Annotated in this window: 16 protein-coding genes; 4 read left to right on the top strand and 12 right to left on the bottom strand. The window is 67.4% G+C overall.

Features of this window, described 5'->3' with window-relative positions:
- Positions 1 to 51: 51 nt before the first annotated feature.
- On the bottom strand, positions 52 to 720 hold the full coding sequence (locus IDM45_RS11840; protein ID WP_209423019.1) for a helix-turn-helix domain-containing protein: 669 nt from the start codon (positions 718 to 720) through the stop codon (positions 52 to 54).
- Between the two features lie 618 nt (positions 721 to 1,338).
- On the opposite strand from IDM45_RS11840, the gene IDM45_RS11835 reads away from it, so the two are divergent.
- Together IDM45_RS11835 and IDM45_RS11830 are read left to right on the top strand one after the other, a co-directional pair.
- Positions 1,339 to 2,550: a M20 aminoacylase family protein gene (locus IDM45_RS11835; RefSeq protein WP_209423018.1), complete on the top strand. Its 1,212-nt coding sequence runs from the start codon at positions 1,339 to 1,341 to the stop codon at positions 2,548 to 2,550.
- Positions 2,551 to 2,659: 109 nt separating this feature from the next.
- Positions 2,660 to 2,917, top strand: a complete 258-nt coding sequence (locus IDM45_RS11830; protein WP_209423017.1) for an acyl-CoA-binding protein — start codon at positions 2,660 to 2,662, stop codon at positions 2,915 to 2,917.
- Here the strand turns inward: IDM45_RS11830 and IDM45_RS11825 are convergent.
- The 3 genes from IDM45_RS11825 to IDM45_RS11815 form a co-directional block, all read right to left on the bottom strand.
- Positions 2,895 to 3,998, bottom strand: a complete 1,104-nt coding sequence (locus tag IDM45_RS11825) for an aminopeptidase (RefSeq protein ID WP_209424103.1) — start codon at positions 3,996 to 3,998, stop codon at positions 2,895 to 2,897. The genes IDM45_RS11830 and IDM45_RS11825 overlap by 23 nt on opposite strands.
- A 60-nt stretch (positions 3,999 to 4,058) precedes the next feature.
- A complete protein-coding gene (locus IDM45_RS11820; protein WP_209423016.1) occupies positions 4,059 to 4,622 on the bottom strand; it encodes a hypothetical protein in 564 nt (187 codons plus the stop codon).
- Between the two features lie 114 nt (positions 4,623 to 4,736).
- Positions 4,737 to 4,898 (bottom strand): hypothetical protein, encoded by a 162-nt coding sequence (locus tag IDM45_RS11815; RefSeq protein ID WP_209423015.1) that lies wholly within the window; start codon positions 4,896 to 4,898, stop codon positions 4,737 to 4,739.
- Positions 4,899 to 5,330: 432 nt separating this feature from the next.
- Here IDM45_RS11815 and IDM45_RS11810 point away from each other — a divergent pair, with 432 nt between their 5' ends.
- Both IDM45_RS11810 and IDM45_RS11805 read left to right on the top strand, forming a co-directional pair.
- Positions 5,331 to 6,617: a class I SAM-dependent methyltransferase gene (locus IDM45_RS11810; protein WP_209423014.1), complete on the top strand. Its 1,287-nt coding sequence runs from the start codon at positions 5,331 to 5,333 to the stop codon at positions 6,615 to 6,617.
- Positions 6,618 to 6,668: 51 nt separating this feature from the next.
- Positions 6,669 to 7,001 carry a DUF1840 domain-containing protein gene (locus IDM45_RS11805; protein ID WP_209423013.1) on the top strand — a complete coding sequence of 111 codons (333 nt, stop codon included), beginning with the start codon at positions 6,669 to 6,671 and terminating at the stop codon, positions 6,999 to 7,001.
- 38 nt (positions 7,002 to 7,039) lie between these two features.
- Here IDM45_RS11805 and IDM45_RS11800 read toward each other — a convergent pair whose 3' ends face one another.
- The 8 genes from IDM45_RS11800 to IDM45_RS11765 form a co-directional block, all read right to left on the bottom strand.
- Positions 7,040 to 8,293, bottom strand: a complete 1,254-nt coding sequence (locus tag IDM45_RS11800) for a phenylacetate--CoA ligase family protein (RefSeq protein ID WP_209423012.1) — start codon at positions 8,291 to 8,293, stop codon at positions 7,040 to 7,042.
- 113 nt (positions 8,294 to 8,406) lie between these two features.
- Positions 8,407 to 9,243: an ABC transporter ATP-binding protein gene (locus IDM45_RS11795; RefSeq protein ID WP_209423011.1), complete on the bottom strand. Its 837-nt coding sequence runs from the start codon at positions 9,241 to 9,243 to the stop codon at positions 8,407 to 8,409.
- Between the two features lie 112 nt (positions 9,244 to 9,355).
- Entirely contained in the window at positions 9,356 to 10,663 is a 1,308-nt protein-coding gene (locus IDM45_RS11790; protein ID WP_209423010.1) for an ABC transporter substrate-binding protein, read from the bottom strand.
- A gap of 86 nt (positions 10,664 to 10,749) precedes the next feature.
- A complete protein-coding gene (locus tag IDM45_RS11785; RefSeq protein ID WP_209423009.1) occupies positions 10,750 to 12,069 on the bottom strand; it encodes an ABC transporter substrate-binding protein in 1,320 nt (439 codons plus the stop codon).
- A 165-nt stretch (positions 12,070 to 12,234) separates the two neighbouring features.
- Entirely contained in the window at positions 12,235 to 13,311 is a 1,077-nt protein-coding gene (locus IDM45_RS11780) for a branched-chain amino acid ABC transporter permease (RefSeq protein WP_209423008.1), read from the bottom strand.
- Positions 13,312 to 13,340: 29 nt separating this feature from the next.
- On the bottom strand, positions 13,341 to 14,270 hold the full coding sequence (locus tag IDM45_RS11775; RefSeq protein ID WP_209423007.1) for a branched-chain amino acid ABC transporter permease: 930 nt from the start codon (positions 14,268 to 14,270) through the stop codon (positions 13,341 to 13,343).
- A 22-nt stretch (positions 14,271 to 14,292) separates the two neighbouring features.
- Positions 14,293 to 15,078, bottom strand: a complete 786-nt coding sequence (locus tag IDM45_RS11770; protein WP_209423006.1) for an ABC transporter ATP-binding protein — start codon at positions 15,076 to 15,078, stop codon at positions 14,293 to 14,295.
- A 20-nt stretch (positions 15,079 to 15,098) separates the two neighbouring features.
- Positions 15,099 to 17,036 (bottom strand): AMP-dependent synthetase/ligase, encoded by a 1,938-nt coding sequence (locus IDM45_RS11765; protein WP_209423005.1) that lies wholly within the window; start codon positions 17,034 to 17,036, stop codon positions 15,099 to 15,101.
- Between the last annotated feature and the right edge of the window lie 178 nt (positions 17,037 to 17,214).

Below are 17,214 nucleotides of genomic sequence, written 5' to 3'. Positions count from 1 at the left end.
AGGCAAGCCTTGTGAAGTCAGGGTTTTTACCGAGGGCGGCCCGCCGGGGAGTCAGCAGCACACAGAGAGCACCTGCGCCGGCTCGGCGCTCAGGCTCACGTACACGTGGCCGATGCCGCTGTCGAAGTACGCGGCCTCGTGGCGGGCCAGTTCGATGGTTTCGCCGTTCTCGAACAGGATGCGTACCTGCCCGTGCAGCACCATCACGAACTCCTGCCCGGGGTGGCGGATGGTCTCGGAGAAGTCGCCCGCCTCGCGCGCATGGATCACCGCCATCAGCGGCTGCATCTTCTTGTCGGGAAAGGCGCCGCACAGCACGCTGTAGGCGTAAGGCCCGGTCTCATAGTGCTGCACGTCGGCGAAGCGATCCTTGACCACGGTGGGCCGTGGCTGTCCGTCGGGCGCATCGCCCACTATGAACAGGCGCGTCAGGTCGATGTCCAGCGCGCTGCCCAGCTTGAGCATCTTTTCGTAGCTCAGCGCGATCTGGCCGCGCTCGGCCTTGGAGATGGTCGACAGCGCCAGGCCGCTGCGCGCGGCCACCTGCTCCAGCGTCAGCCCGCGCGCCTTGCGGGCGCGGCGCAGCTTGGCGCCGACCTCGGTCTTGCCCACGGGCGCGCGCCTCTCCTCGGCCGCCAGGGCTCCCGGCAGCACGGCAGCCAGGATCTCGGCGGGGGTCGGCGAAGCGGTAGGTGGCGAAGGGCTCTCGGGGCGGCTCATGGTGGCGGACAGGGCAAAAAGCCGCATTCTCGCGGCTTGCGCGCGCGCCGCTGCCGCCCGCCAGGATCGTGCGCTGGCGCGCGCCCTGGGCGTGCAGCACCAGGCGTTCAACTTCAGCCACGGCATACGGGTGCGGGCCTGGCACGTGCAAAACGTCAATGCCTATGCAGCCGGCCGCGCCTGTGGATGCCTCGCTGCAAGGCGGGGGCCCTCAGGCATCTGAACGCCTGCATGGGCTGGTAGCGGGCTGCTGTCGAAGGCCTGGCCGGTTCGCCGCAGCCGGCCCGCAGCCGGCCACAGGAGTGGCTTTGGCCATGGCAGCTCGAGTGCCTCATCAGTATTTGCGGGAGGCCTTGAATCGTTGAATCGATCTCCAGCCCTTGCCTGTCAGGCGCTGCAAGCTATTTCTTGTGTGGCCCGATGGGCCTGGGGCGGTGCGCTGCTCGTGCTCCCGCTCCCGCGCCGGTGCTGGCCATGCAACGGCAACAGCGGCAGGTGGGCGCCTGGGCGTCGTGGCCGGCACGCTGCGCGCCATGTCCGGCGCAGCGCCAGGGTTGCGCCGGCGCCGCTAGACTGGCCGGCTTCCAAGGACGACGAAGCACATTCCAGGCAGACCCCATGAAAATCATCGACTCCATCGCCCTCGAAGCCGCCGCCATCGCCGCCGTGCGGCGCGACATCCACGCCCACCCGGAGCTGTGCTTCGAGGAGGTGCGCACCGCCGATGTGATCGCCGCCAAGCTGGCCGAGTGGGGCATTCCCACCCATCGCGGCCTGGGCACGACCGGCGTGGTCGGCATCGTGCATGGCCGCGACGGCGGCGCCAGTGGCCGCGCCGTGGGCCTGCGCGCCGACATGGACGCCCTGCCCATGCAGGAGTTCAACACCTTCGCGCACGCCAGCCGCCACCCCGGCAAGATGCACGCCTGCGGCCATGACGGCCATGTCGCCATGCTGCTGGCGGCGGCGCGGCATTTCGCCGACTCCGCCAACCGCGACTTCGACGGCACCGTCTATCTGATCTTCCAGCCGGCAGAGGAAGGCGGCGGCGGCGCGCGCGAGATGCTCAAGGACGGCCTGCTGGAGCAGTTTCCGATGCAGGCAGTGTTCGGTATGCACAACTGGCCGGGCCTGCCGGTGGGCAGTTTCGCGGTCAGTGCCGGGCCGGTCATGGCGTCCAGCAACGAGTTCAAGATCACCATCCGTGGCAAAGGCGCGCATGGCGCCATGCCGCACCTGGGCATAGACCCGGTGCCGGTGGCCTGCCAGATGGTGCAGGCCTTCCAGAACATCATCAGCCGCAACAAAAAGCCCGTGGACGCCGGCGTCATCTCGGTGACCATGCTGCGCGCCGGCGAGGCCACCAACGTGGTGCCCGATTTTTGCGAGCTGCAGGGCACGGTGCGCACCTTCTCCATCGAGGTGCTCGACCTGATCGAGCGGCGGATGCGCGCCGTGGCCGAGCACACCTGCGCGGCCTTCGAGGCCAGCGTCGAGTTTGAGTTCGTGCGCAACTACCCGCCGACCATCAACTCCGCTGCCGAGGCCGAATTCGCCGCTCGCGTCATGGCCGGCATCGTCGGCCATGACAACGTGCGCGCTCAGGAGCCGACCATGGGCGCGGAGGATTTCTCCTTCATGCTGCAGGCCCGGCCCGGTGCCTACGTCTTCATCGGCAATGGCGAGGGCGACCACCGCACGATCGGCCACGGCGGCGGGCCATGTACGCTGCACAACCCCAGCTACGACTTCAACGACGAGCTGATCCCGCTGGGCGGTACCTTCTGGGTCGAGCTGGCGCGCCAGTGGCTGGGGCAGGCAGCAGGCTGAGCGACGAGCGTTGTGCGTCCGATGCACGGCGCACAACGGAAAAGCACGGTCGTTCGATTCTTGACTACACTGGCGCCTTCCCATTCTTGTACCCAGGAGAGAGCCACCCATGTCCGATCTGAACGCCACCTTCGAGGCCGCCGTCGCCAATTCCAAGAACCTGAGCGAGCGCCCGGACAACCCGACGCTGCTCAAGATCTACGCCCTGTACAAGCAGGCCACGGTCGGCGACAACCAGGACAAGAAGCCGAGCTTTTCCGACATCGTGGGCCGCGCCAAGTGGGACGCCTGGGAAAAGCTCAAGGGCACGGACGCCGACGCGGCCAAGCAGCAGTACATCGACCTCATCGAGTCGCTGCGCGGCTGAGCTGGCGCATCTGCGCCTCGCGCTCGGGCGCCGGCGCCCGGGCCAGCGCCTGCACGGCGGCATGAAAGCGCGGCCAGTCTCCGCCGAGCTGGGCAAACAGCGCCAGGAAGGCCGGCACCTGGTCGTCGTAGGCGCCCTGTGCGGCAAAGCTGGCGTTGTTGGCGCTGGCCACCCAGCGATCCAGCCCGGCCAGTTGTGCCGGCGCCACGCCTGCCGCCAGCCAGCCGGCGCGCAGCCGGGCGTAGGCGGCGGCAAACTCGGCAAAAACTTCTTTTTTCATAGCTGCCAGCGCTTGCTGGTCAAGGGTTTGCGCCGAATTTGGCTCTTGATCCGGGGAGGCATACAGCGCCGCCAGCCGGGCGCGTGTGGCGCTGGTCAGCTCGCGCCACTGCTGGCGGCGCTGTTCGCTGCGCTCCCAGGCGCTGCGCGTGGCGGCGTCGGCATGGGCGTCTAGCCACTGGCGCACGCCCAGGCGCTCGACGGCGCTGGCGTAGGACTCGTTGAACGGCGTGTCGCCGCTGGCGTAGGCCACCTGGTGCGCCAGCTCGTGCAGCAGCAGGCGCACGAAGTCGCCCTCGGGCCAGCCGATGAAGGTGGATAGCAGCGGATCGCCGCCCAGCCAGTTGCTGTAGCCCAGCGTGGAGTACGCCGGCACCGGATAGACGTTCACCTCCAGCCCGGTGCGCGCCAGCCGCGCGGCTTCGGCCTGCGCGGCGGCCTGATCGAAATAGCCCCGGTAGCCGATGCAGCCCGTGACCGGAAAGCACCAGGTATGCAGCTGCAGCGACCACGGTGGCGCGGCCACCACGTTCCACACGGCGGCGCTGCGCGGCAGCCGGGCGTAGCGGCGGTAGCTGGCGTTGTCCGGCAGTGCCAACTGTGCGCTGGCAAAGGCGCGCACCTGCTGCGCCAGACGCAGGCGCTGGCGCAGCGGCTCGGGTGTGTCGGGAGCGTCCAGCCACTCGGGCAGGGGCCGCGCGGCCTGCAGGATGTCCAGGTGCCCGCGCAGCGATTGCCAGTAGTAGCCCAGCGCATCGCCGGTCTGGGCGCAGCCCGCCAGCAGCACGGCGGCGCAGGCCAGGGCGGCGCAGTGCCGGCCAGGCGCGGGTCTGGCGGGCCTGGGCGATCCGTTCACATTCTTTCAGGCCAGCGCGTCCGAGCGCAGGTGGATGCGCTCGAAGCCCAGCGCCAGCAGGGCCGCGCGCAGGATGAGCACGGCAGCGGCGAAGCGGCCCTCGCCGGGCAGGGGCGGGGCAGCGCCAGCCGCGTCCGGCGGTGCCTGGCCCAGCAGGCGCTGGAACACGGCCTCGATGCTGGCCAGCGGCAGTTCCATGCCCGGCTGCGCCGGCAGGCCGGCCGCCAGGGCGATGCGGCGGATGCCGCTGTCGGCGCTGTAGAGCCGGGAGTGGGGCGCCAGCCGCTGGCGCAGTGGCGCGAAGACGGCCTGCGCCGCCTGCGCCGCCGCCTGCAGTTCGTGCGGCTGCGGCTCGTCGCCGGCAAAACGGGTGGTGGCGAGGACGCGTGCGCCCAGGTCGAGCGTGCGCTGCATGAGGGGCGCGCTGCCCGCCATGCCGCTGGCCAGCGTGCTGTGCGAGCCGCCGATGTGCAGCGTTGTCAGGGCCGTGCCTGGCGCGGCCTGCTGCGCCAGCCAGCGGTACAGGGACGGGGCGTCTTCGGTCACGGGGCGCGCGGGGGTATCGGACATGGCAGTCGGGGTGGCCGTGGCTGCGGCGCAGGCGTGGGCGGTGGCGCGATTGTGCGGCAGCGCATGAAAAAGCCCTCGCAGGGAGGGCTTGGAAGCGGTGCCGGCGCTGGCCGATCAGCGATGGCGCTTGCCGGGGTTCTTCTTGTGGTGCGTGTTCACGCCGCGCTCCAGGCTGATGCGCTGGCCACGGCCATGGCGCACCGGAGACGTGCCGGGCAGGGGGGTGGGACGGGGAGTGGCCTTGCGGTCGGCTTCGGTGACGATTTTGTTGCCCATGGTGGTTTCCTGAGGACGATAAGAAAAAAGACGAAAGCCCGCTATTAGGCCATAGCTGGCCCGGCTTACCCGAAAAGCCTGCCCGGATGCCAGGTGCAGCGGCCGGATATCGGTTCTCATGCTCGCGATTGAATAGCTGAAAGCGCTTGCTGGACAAGGGTAAAAGCCGTTTTTCATGGCTATTTTCGCTGGCGTCGGCGGCGATGCCCATGTCAGCCAAGGCCTTGCCGGGTTGTCGGCCAGTGGCCATTGACCCAGCCTGGGGTGGCTCCAAGAATGCCAGTTGCTGCTGCTGGCGCGCGCTCCTGCAAGCCGGTGCGCCGCACGCCAAACGCACAGCGCACCAGCAGCCAACCGCAGCCGCCCCTGCAACCCCCTGAAGGCGCCAGCGCTACCGTGGGCGCGCTGCCAGAGTTGGCCGGAGGACATGGGATGAAGAACTTGCTGAATTCGCTGGAAGAAAGCTTGGCCCTGTCGCCCGTGGGCGTGGCGGTGGAGCTGCCGGGCGGCACCCTGCTGGGCCGGCCCGATGCTGACGTGCGCCTGCGCGTCCAGGATCGCATGGCGCTGGTGGCGCTGGCCATGGGCGAGATCGGCAACGTGGGTGCGGCCATCGTCGAGGGCCGCGTGGCGCTGGAGGGCAATATGCGCCAGCTCATGGCGGCGGCGGCGGCGCTGCTGCGCCTCGATCCGGCGCGCGACGTGCAGATGGGCTGGTGGCAGCGCGTGCTGGCGCGCTCGCGCTCCAGGGCGGCGCATACGCTGGCCGGCGATGCGCGCAGCATCCGCTTCCACTACGACCTGTCGGATGATTTCTACGCGCTGTGGCTGGACGCACGGCGCGTCTATTCCTGCGCCTACTACCGCGAGGCCGGCATGACGCTGGAGCAGGCGCAGCAGGCCAAGCTCGACCACATCTGCAAAAAGCTGCTGCTGCGCCCGCACGAGCGTTTCCTGGATATCGGCTGCGGCTGGGGCGGCCTGCTGCTGTGGGCGGCCGAGCACTACGGCGTCCAGGCCAGCGGCATCACCCTGTCGCGCAACCAGCATGCGCACGTGCAACAGCAGATCGAGCAGCGCGGCCTGGCGGGCCGGGTGCAGGTGCTGCTGCTGGACTGGCGCGAGCTGCAGGTGGCGCAGCCCTTCGACAAGATTGCCTCGGTGGGCATGTTCGAGCATGTGGGCCGTGCGCAGATGCCGCGCTACTTCGCCGCCGTGCAGCGGCTGCTGCGCCCGGGCGGCCTGCTGATGAACCACGGCATCACGGCGGGCGGCCTGGACAACGATGGCCTGGGCGCAGGCCTGGGTGACTTCATCGAGCGCTACATCTTTCCCGGCGGCGAGTTGCTGCACATCAGCGCCGCGCTGCAGCACCTGGCCGGCAGCGGGCTGGAGATGGTGGACACGGAAAACCTGCGCCCGCACTACGCGCGCACGCTGTGGGCCTGGTCGGATGCGCTGGAGGCGCGCCAGGACGCGGCGCTGGCCATCCTGGCCGCCCAGCATGGGCTGGAGGAGGGCGCGCGCGCCCTGCGGGCCTATCGCCTGTACCTGGCCGGCTGCGCCCTGGCCTTCGAGCGCGGCTGGATTGCGCTGCACCAGATCGTGGCCCAGCGCCCCAGCGGCCAGGTCGAGCACGGCGCCCTGCGTGGTGCGCAAGGCGACTATCCCTTCAATCGTTCCTACATGTACCAGGGCGCGCCGGCGGCAGGCGGCTGAGGTGTGCCGGCTTATCCTCGGGCCATCGCCGTTTCCAACCCAGGGGTTCCCATGCTCTACAAGTTCAAGTCCCGCGCCACTGCCGACGTCATCATGCTGGAGGCCAATGCGCGCCAGTTGCTCAAGATCGTCGGCAAGGGCGAGGAGCCGCACGGCATCATCACCGTGGCGCAGATTCCGGCAGCCATCGAGGCCCTACAGGCTGCCGTGGCCGCCGAGGAGGCGGCAGCGCGCGAGCGCGGCCAGGCCGCCGATGCCGACGAGGCTGCTGCGCAGGAGGGCGACGCCCCGGCGCGCGATCCGGTGACGCTGCGCCAGCGCGCCACACCCTTCATCGACATGCTGCGCCGCAGCGCCGCCGAGGAGCACGACGTCATCTGGTGAGCGCCGGCGCGCGCCATGCGCGCCGTTCGCTCACTTGCTCACTTGTAGCTGCGCGCGTCCTCGATGACCTTGCCGTCGTTGGGCAGGCTGCCCGGGGGCAGCATCTCGATCTCGCCGCGCAGCTTGGTCACTTCGCGCAGGGCTTCCTGCAACTGCAGGGCCAGGCCGGGCGCGGTCTCGGTGGTTTCCACGCGCAGCACCATCTGGTCGCTGGCCATCTCGCCGCTGACCACCAGGCGGGCGCGCTGCACCTGCGGAAAGCGCTGCGTCACGGCGGCGATCTGGCCCGGATGCACGAACATGCCGCGCACCTTGGTGGTCTGGTCGGCCCGCCCCATCCAGCCCTTGATGCGGGTGTTGGTGCGCCCCGTCGGGCACTGGCCGGGCAGCACCGCCGACAGGTCGCCCGTGCCGAAGCGGATCAGCGGGTACAGGGGGTTGAGCGTGGTCACCACCAACTCGCCGACCTCGCCCTCGGGCACCGGATCGCCCGTGCCCGGGCGCACGATCTCGACGATCACGCCCTCGTCGAGCACCAGGCCCTCGCGCGCTTCGGTCTCGTAGGCGATCGAGCCCAGGTCGGCCGTGCCGTAGGCCTGGTAGGCGGCAATGCCGCGCTCGCCGAACCACTCGCGCAGCGACGGCGGCAGGGCTTCCGCCGACAGCAGCGCCTTGCTCAGGCTGGGCAGCGGCACGCCCATCTCGCGCGCCTTCTCGACGATGATCTTCAGAAAGCTCGGCGTGCCGATGTAGCCCGCCGGCTTGAGGTCGGCCATGGCCTGCACCTGCTGCTCGGTCTGGCCGGTGCCGCCCGGGAACACCGTGCAGCCCAGCGCGTGGGCGCCGGACTCCATCATCGAGCCGGCCGGCACGAAGTGGTAGGAAAAGCAGTTGTGTACCAGCTCGCCGGCGCGAAAGCCGGCTGCGTACAGCGCGCGCGCCATGCGCCAGTAGTCGGGCGTGCGGCCCTCGGGCTCGTACAGCGGGCCGGGGCTGGAGAACACGCGCGGCATGTCGGTGCCGAAGCCTGCGGTGGCAAAGCCGCCGAAGGGGTCGCTGGCGCGCTGCTCCTGCTGGCGCTCGGCCAACTGGTACTTGCGCGTGACCGGCAGGCGCGCCAGCGCCGCGCGGCTGGTGACGGCCTGGGGATCGGCATCGGCCAGGATCTGGGCGAAGGCCCGGGATGCCTGGCGGGCGTGCGCGACCTGCTGGGGCAGTGCCGCCATGAAGGCGGCCTCGCGCTCGGCGCTGCTGCGTGTCTCCAGGGCGTCGTAGAAGCTTGTCGTGCTCATGCTGTGTTCCTCCGGATTGGAAATTTTGGCAAAAACAGCCCCCAACCCTTTGCTGACAAGGGCAAGCAGCTATGAAAATGTGAGTGTTTGCGAGGGTGGTTCGGCCTGGCCCCTCAGGCCAGCCAGCGCTTCCTGCGCTTGTAGCTCTTGACGTCCTTGAAGCTCTTTCTCTCGCCGCCGCCCACGCCCAGGTAGAACTCCTTGACGTCCTCGTTGTTGGCCAGCTCCTGCGCCGGGCCGTCCATGACGATGCGCCCGCTTTCCATGATGTAGCCGTAGTCGGCGTATTTCAGCGCCATGTTGGTGTTCTGCTCGGCCAGCAGGAAGGTCGTGCCTTCCTTGGTATTCAAATCCTTGACGATGTTGAACACCTCCTCGACGATCTGCGGCGCCAGGCCCATGGAGGGTTCGTCCAGCAGCACGATGGAGGGGTTGCACATCAGCGCGCGGCCAATGGCGCACATCTGCTGCTCGCCGCCCGAGGTGTAGGCCGCCTGGCTGGTGCGCCGCGTCTTCAGGCGCGGGAAGTAGTTGTAGACCTTCTCCAGATTGCGCGCGATCTCGGCCTTGTCGGTGCGCGTGTAGGCGCCGGTGAGCAGGTTTTCCTCGATGGTCAGGTGGGCAAAGCAGTGGCGCCCTTCCATGACCTGCACCACGCCCCGGCGCACCAGGTCGGCGGGGCTGAGGTTCTGAATCTGCTCGCCGCGCAGTTCGATGGAGCCCTTGGTGACTTCGCCGCGCTCGCCCTTGAGCAGGTTGGAAATCGCCCGCAGCGTGGTCGTCTTGCCCGCGCCGTTGCCGCCCAGCAGCGCCACGATGCCGCGCTCGTGCAGTTGCAGCGAAACGCCCTTGAGCACCAGGATCACGTGGTTGTAGATGACCTCGATGCCGTTGACCATGAGCACGGGCGCGGCGGGAGTGGGGGCGTGGGCGGGGCGATTGTCGGTCATGGGGTCACCGTGGGGCGTTGTGCGTGATGCGTTGTGCGATGTGCGATGGAGGGTGCGCCGTGCGCTGGGCATTTCGCAAAATGCCCAGCGCATCACGCGCAGTGCCTCTGTCTCAGTTGCAGGTGCGGGTCTTGATGTTCTTGTCCTTGGCGTACTTGGCGCCGTACTCCTGCACCAGCGGGGCTACCAGGGACTGGTCGGCCTGGTACCAGTCCGAGACGACTTCCCACTTGCTGCCGTTCCACTGGGCGATGCGCTGCCAGTCGGTGCCCAGGTGGTTCTCGCAGCTGGTCTTGATGGGCCTCAGGATCTTGCCGAAGCCCAGCTCGTTGAGGCGCTCCTGCGTCAGGTTCAGGTTCTCCAGGCCCCAGCGCACCTGCTCGGGCGTCATGTACTTGCCCTTGCCGTACTTTTCCTGGGCCGTGCGGATGGCCTCGACCTGCAGCATGGCGATCACCATGCCGCGCGTGTGCGCCATGGCGCCGAGTTCCCGGACATCGCTGGCCGTGCCCTGACCCTTGTCATAGACCTGGGCCTTGATCTCGTCGTGGATCTTGTCGTGCTCGGCCGTGTTGTGGATGGTCACGGTCTTGTAGCCCTTGGCGCCGGCGATGTCCTTCACATCGTGATCCGAGCCGGCCCACCACACGGCATACATCTTCTCGCGCGGAAAGCCCGTGGCCTGCGCCTCGCGGATGGCCGTGGGCGTCATCACGCCGGCCGACCACAGGATCACGTAGTCGGGGCGGTTCTGGCGCACCTGCAGCCAGGTGGCCTTTTGCTCCACGCCGGGGGCCGTGACGGGCAGCAGCTGCAGCGCAAAGCCTTCCTTCTCGGCGCGCTTTTGCAGCAGCGGAATGGGCTCCTTGCCATAGGGCGAGTCGTGATAGACCAAGGCGATCTTCTTGCCCTTCAGGCTGCCCTTTTCCTGCTTGAGAATGTCTTGCACGACGGCGTCGGCGCCCGTCCAGTAGTTGGCCAGCAGCGGGAAGTTCCACTCGAAGACCTTGCCGTCGGCGGACTGCGACAGGCCGTAGCCGGGGGTGATGACGGGCATCTTGTCGGCGGGCGCCTTGTCGGTCACGGCGAAGGTGATGCCGGTGGACTGGGTGTCGAAGCCGGCGGCGCCGCCGCCCTTGCCCTTGAGGCGTTCGTAGCACTCGACGCCGCGGCTGGTGTCATAGGCCGTCTCGCACTCCTCGTAGGTGATCTTGACGCCGTTGATGCCGCCCTTGGCATTGACCAGCTTGAGATAGTCTTGCTTGCCATCGGCCCAGGGAATGCCCAGCGGGGCCAGCTGGCCGGTGCGGTAGGACAGCAGCGGGATGAACTGCTCCTGGGCCTGCGCCAGGGCGCTGCCGGCGAAGCCGGCGCCCGCTGCGGCAAGCGTGGCAGCCAGGGCCAAACGGGTGAATTTCATGTCTATCTCCTTGCTCTCTCGGTTGGAAGTTGCACCTTGCGCGATGGGTGCGCACACCCATCGCGCGGCTCACCGTGAGTCTTTGCTCACTTGCAGTCGGTGCGGCGGGTGAGTTTCTTGTCGGCCAGGTACTTGTCGCTGTGCTCCTTGATGAGCGGGCCCAGCACCTTGTCGTCGGCCTGGTACCAGTCGGACGAGTAGTTCCACTTCTTGCCGTCCCAGGTGTGGATGCGCGCCGAGGACGAGCCCATGTGGTTGGAGCAGCTCGTGGCCATGGGCAGCATGACGTTGCCAAAGCCCATCTCGTCGAGGCGCTTTTGGTCGATCTTGAGGTTTTCCATGCCCCAGCGGATCTGCTCGCCGGTCATGACCTTGCCCTTGCCGAACTTTTCCTGCGCCGTGCGGATGGCCTCGATGGCCAGCATCTGCGTGATGACGCCGTGTACATACAGCACGCTGCCGACTTCGTCGCGCGGGCCCGAGCCCTGCTTGGCGTCGTGGACGTGCTTGAGGATGTCCTGGACGACCTTGTAGGACGTGCCGTGGCCGTTGAGCGACAGGGCGTTGAAGCCCTTGGCGCCGTCGCCCACGTCGCGCACCGCTGGTTCGGTGCCGCCCCACCAGACGCTGTACATCTTGTCGCGTGCAAAGCCGGTGGCCTGCGCTTCCTTGAGCGCCGTGGTGTTCATCACGCCCCAGCCCCACAGCATCAGGTAGTCGGGGCGGCTCTGGCGCACCTGCAGCCAGGTGGATTTCTGCTCCACGCCGGGGGCCGTCACCGGCATCAGCTGCAGCTCGAAGCCGTGCATCTCGGCGCGTTTTTGCAGCAGCGGGATGGCGTCCTTGCCGAACGGGCTGTCGTGATAGACGTAGGCGATCTTCTTGCCCTTCAACTTGTCCAGGCCGCCGGCCTTGGCGCCGATGTGCTGGATCAGCACGTCCGCGCCCGTCCAGTAGCTGCCCAGGAAGGGGAAGTTCCAGGGGAAGGCCGTGCCGTCCTGCGAGATGGACAGGCCGTAGCCCTGCGTCATCAGCGGGATCTTGTCCACGGGGGCTTTTTCGGTCAGCGCGAAGGTGATGCCGGTGGCCAGCGGCTCGACCACGGCCACGCCAGCATGGGTCTTGAGGCGTTCGTAGCACTCCACGCCGCGGTCGGTGGCGTAGGCGGTCTCGCACTCCTCGTAGGTGATCTTGACGCCGTTGACGCCGCCGTCGCGGGCGTTGATCAGCTTGATGTAGTCCAGCTTGCCGTTGGCCCATGGGATGCCGTAGGCGGCGTAGGCGCCCGTGCGGTAGGACAGCAGCGGGAAGAACTGTTCGTTGGCGGCCTGCGCCGAGGCGCTGGCGGAGAAGCCGGCGCCAGCGGCGGCCAGCGTGACAGCCAGGGCCAGACGGGTGAATTTCATGGTTGCATTCCTTCTGTTGAGAGGCGGAGGGTCACGCAGCAGCCTGCGTGATGAGCGAAAAAAGTGAGCTGCCTGGGCTTGCCTGGCAAGGGTTTGAGGCCGATTTCATGCTCAAGACCGTGGCCAGGCAGGCAGTTGCGGGGGGCATCGCGGGCGCTGGCGCCATCAGTGCGGGAAAGGCCACACGCGCATCTTCTGCTTGCCGGTGGACCACAGCTTGGCCAGACCGTGCGGCTCGACGATCAGGAACCATACGATCAGCGCGCCGAAGATGATGAACTCGGCGTGCGAGACGCCGGCGGTGGAGATCTCCACGCCCACCAGGGCCGCCAGCGCCGGCAGCAGCTGGCTGAGCACGATGGGCAGCACCACGATGAAGGCCGCGCCGAAGAAGCTGCCCATGATGGAGCCCAGCCCGCCGATGATGACCATGAACAGCAGCTTGAAGGAGATGTCCACCGAGAAGGCAGCCGGCTCCCAGGCGCCCAGGTGGACGAAGCCCCACAGCGCGCCGGCCACGCCGACGATGAAGGAGCTGACGGCAAAGGCCGACAGCTTGGCGTACATCGGGCGGATGCCGATCACGCTGGCGGCCACGTCCATGTCGCGGATGGCCATCCACTCGCGGCCAATGGCGCTGCGCACCAGGTTCTTGGCCAGGATGGCAATCACCACCAGCACCAGCAGGCAAAACAGGTACTTGGCCTGGGGCGACTGGATCGGGATGCCGAAGACCTGCAGGTTGCTCACCGACACCGAGCCCGAGGGCGAGTCGTTGGTGAACCACTTGACGCGCAGGAACATCCAGTCGGCGAAGAACTGCGCGGCCAGCGTCGCCACGGCCAGGTACAGGCCCTTGACGCGCAGGCTGGGCAGGCCGAACAGGATGCCGAAGAAGGTGGCGCACAGCCCGCCCAGGATCAGCGCCGGGATGAGCGGCATGTCGGGGATGCGGGCCACGAAGTTGTAGGCGCCGTAGGCCCCCACCGCCATGAAGGCGCCCGAGCCCAGCGAGATCTGCCCGCAGTAGCCCACCAGGATGTTCACCCCCAGCGCCGCCAGCGACATGATGACCAGCGGGATCAGGATGGCCAGGTAGAAGTAGTCGGACGCCAGCATGGGCACGACCACGAAGCAGGCGGCCACCAGCGCCCAGATGGCGATCTTGTCCTGCAGGATGGGGAAGACCTGCTGGTCGGCGCGGTAGCTGGTCTTGAACTGGCCGTTTTCACGATAGAACATGGTTTCTCCTCAGTCGTTGCGACGGCCTGTCACACACGGTCAATGATTTTTTCACCGAACAGGCCCTGCGGCCTGAACAGCAGGAACACCAGCGCCAGCACGTAGGCGAACCAGATCTCGATGCCGCCGCCGACGAAGGGGCCGAGGTACACCTCGGAGAGTTTCTCTCCCACGCCGATGATCAGCCCGCCGATGATGGCGCCGGGCACCGAGGTCAGGCCGCCCAGGATGACCACCGGCAGCGCCCGCAGGGCCACCGTGGTCAGCGTGAATTGCACGCCCAGCTTGGAGCCCCAGATCATCCCGGCCACCAGGGCCACGATGCCGGCCACGCACCAGACGATGACCCAGATGCGGTTGAGCGGAATGCCGATGGACTGCGCCGCCTGGTGGTCGTCGGCCACGGCGCGCAGCGCCCGGCCGGTGGTGGTCTTCTGGAAGAAGATGGACAGGGCGACGACCAGCGCGGCGGCGATGACGGCAGCGATCACGTCCTCCTGGTTGATCATCACGCCGCCGTCGAGCACCGACTCCAGCACGAACACCGGATCCTTGGGCATACCGACATCGATCTTGTAGATCTCGCTGCCGAACAGCGCCTGGCCGATGCCTTCCATGAAGTAGGTGATGCCCAGCGTGGCCATGAGCAGCGTGGCTGCGTCCTGGTTGACCAGGTGGCGCAGCACCAGGCCCTCGATGGCCCAGGCGACCACGAACATGATGGCGGCGGCGATCATGAAGGCCAGCACGTTGGCCACGATCTTGTTGTCCAGGCCAGTCCATTGCGGGATCCACTCGGCAAAGCGAGCCATGGCCAGGGCGGCGAACAGCACCATCGCGCCCTGCGCGAAGTTGAACACGCCCGAGGCCTTGAAGATCAGCACGAAGCCCAGCGCCACCAGGGCGTAGAGCATGCCGGCCATCAGGCCGCCAGTGAAGGTTTCCAGAAAGAATGCCATTGCGTTGTCTCCGCTTGCGCCTTCAATGCCCGGCGCCCAGGTAGGCGCGGATCACGTCTTCGTTGTTGCGCACCTCCTCGGGTGCGCCGTCGCCGATCTTCTTGCCGTAGTCCAGCACCACGACACGATCGCTGATGTCCATCACAACGCCCATGTCGTGCTCGATCAGCACGATGGTGGTGCCGAACTCGTCGTTGACATCCAGGATGAAGCGGCTCATATCCTGCTTTTCCTCGACGTTCATGCCGGCCATGGGCTCATCGAGCAGCAGCACCTGCGGCTCCATGGCTAGGGCCCGGCCCAGGTCGACGCGCTTTTGCAGGCCGTAGGGCAGCTGGCCCACGGGCGTCTTGCGGTGCGCCTGGATCTCCAGGAAGTCGATGATGTGCTCGACGAATTCGCGGTGGCGGATCTCCTCGCGCTCCGCCGGGCCGATGCGCAGCGCCTGCAGGAACAGGTTGCTTTTGATCTTCAGGTTGCGCCCGGTCATGATGTTGTCGATCACGCTCATGCCCTTGAACAGCGCCAGGTTCTGGAAGGTGCGCGCCACACCCATCTCGGCCACCTGGCGGCTGTTCATGTTGGCGAACGTCTTGCCGCGGAAGGTGATCGAGCCTTCGGTGGGCGTATAGACGCCGTTGATGCAGTTGAGCATCGAGCTTTTGCCGGCCCCGTTGGGGCCGATGATGGAGCGGATCTCGTGCTCGCGCACGTTGAACGAGATGTCCGTCAGGGCCTTCACGCCGCCAAAGCGCAGGCTGATGTTCTTGATGTCCAGGACGACATCGCCGATCTTCTTGCTGGTCATGGGTGTGCTGCTCTCGTGTGTCAGGCGGCGGCGCGCGTGTTGGCCGGCCAGGTCTTGGCGTCCACCAGCTTGAGCGTGGCGCTCACGGCTCCGGTGCGCCCGTCCTCGAACTTGACCTGGGTCTCGATGAACTGCTCGGTCTTGCCTGCGTACAGCGCCTCGACCAGCACGCCGTACTTGTCGGCGATGAAGCCCCGGCGCACCTTGCGCGTGCGCGTGAGCTCGTCGTCATCGGGGTCGAGCTCCTTGTGCAGCACCAGGAAGCGCGCCACCTGGGTGTCGGCCATGCCGTCCTCGGCGGCCAGGTCGGCGTTGACCTTGCCCACGCACTCGGCGATCAGCTGCAGCACCTGCGGCTTGGAGGCCAGATCGACATAGCCGCCGTAGGGGATGCCCTGGCGCTCGGCCCAGTTGCCCACGGCCTCGTAGTCGATGTTGATGAAGGCGCAGACCTGCTCCTTGCCGTTGCCAAAGCACACCGCTTCCTTGATGTGCGAGAAGAACTTGAGCTTGTTCTCGATGTAGTTGGGCGCAAACATGGCGCCGCTGGCCATCTTGCCCACGTCCTTGGCGCGGTCGATGATGCGCAGCTGGCCCAGCGAGTCGATGATGCCGGCGTCGCCGGTCTTGAAGTAGCCGTTCTCGTCGATGACCTCGGCGGTGGCGTCCGGGCGCTTGTAGTACTCCTTGAGCACCGACACGCCCTTGACCAGCACCTCGCCGTTGTCGGCAATCTTCAGCTCGATGCCCGGTGCCGCCTGGCCCACGCTGTCGAGCTGCACCTGGCCGTCGCGCTGCAGGCAGACGTAGGCGCAGGTCTCGGTCTGGCCGTACAGCTGCTTCAAGTTGATGCCGATGGAGCGGAAGAAGCGAAACAGATCCGGCCCGATGGCCGCGCCCGCCGTGTAGGCCACGCGGATGCGCGACAGGCCCATGGCGTTGCGCAGCGGCCCGTAGATGGCCAGGTCGGCCAGCTTGTATTTCAGGCGATCGAGGCCGCCCACGCTCTTGCCGTCCAGGATGTCCGAGCCGACGCGGCGCGCCAGCGCCATGCACTTGTCGAACAGCCAGCGCTTGGCCGGTGCGGCGTCCTCCATGCGGATGGACACCGAGGTCAACATGCCCTCGAACACCCGGGGCGGCGCGAAGTAGTAGCTCGGGCCGATCTCGCGCATGTCGATGGAGACGGTGCTGGCCGACTCCGGGCAGTTGATGGTGAAGCCGGCCACCATCCACTGCGCGAACGAGAACAGGTGGTCGCCCACCCAGGCCGGCGGCAGGTACGACAGCACGTTGTCCGAGGGGTTGAGCCTGTCCACCTCGACGCCGCCGCGCGCCGAGCCGGCAAAGGCCTCGTGCGTCAGGCACACGCCCTTGGGCTTGCCGGTGGTGCCCGAGGTGTAGAGGATGACGGACACGTCCGTGCCCTTGATGCCGCCCAGCAGCGCATCGAACACGCCAGGGTTGGCGCGATCCCATTCGGTGCCGCGCGCCACCAGCTGCTCGGTGCTGATCAGGCCCGGCTGGTCGTACTTGCGCAGGCCGCGCGGGTCGTCATAGATGATGTTGCGGATGCCGGACACGCTGTCGCGCACCTCCAGCAGCTTGTCCACCTGCTCCTGGTTCTCGGCGAAGGCGAAATCGATGCTGGCGTCCTGCATGACGAAGCCCATCTCGGTGGCCACGGCATCCTGGTACAGCGGGATGGGCACGCCGCCCACGCTCTGCACGGCCAGAAAGCCCATATAGACGTGGGGCCGGTTGTCGCTGATCAGCGCCAGGTTCTGGCCGCGCGTGAAGCCCAGGGACAGCAGGCCGCAGGCCATGGCACGCACTTCGGCGGCAGCCTGCTGCCAGCTCCAGGTCTGCCAGATGCCGTACTCTTTTTCGCGCAGCGCCGTCGCCTGCGGGCGCTCGGCAGCATGGCGCTGCAGCAGGTGGGGGAACGTGGTCGTCATTTCCGGTTCCTGTCGGGTTCGGGGGCTAGCGAGCACCTGTGTCGGCGTATGCCCAAGGCGTTTCGCAATCGGATTGGCCGCAATGGTAGGAACGACTTTGACGTTATCTTGTCCACCCAACGACAATTTAGGGGTTAATCCTGAGGGATCAAACCCTGATGATGCGACTTTGGCCGAC

The organism is Melaminivora jejuensis (genome assembly GCF_017811175.1).
Classification (GTDB): domain Bacteria; phylum Pseudomonadota; class Gammaproteobacteria; order Burkholderiales; family Burkholderiaceae_C; genus Melaminivora; species Melaminivora jejuensis.
The sequence above is the reverse complement of the archived record's forward strand: the minus strand, read 5'-3'. Positions and strand labels throughout refer to the sequence as shown.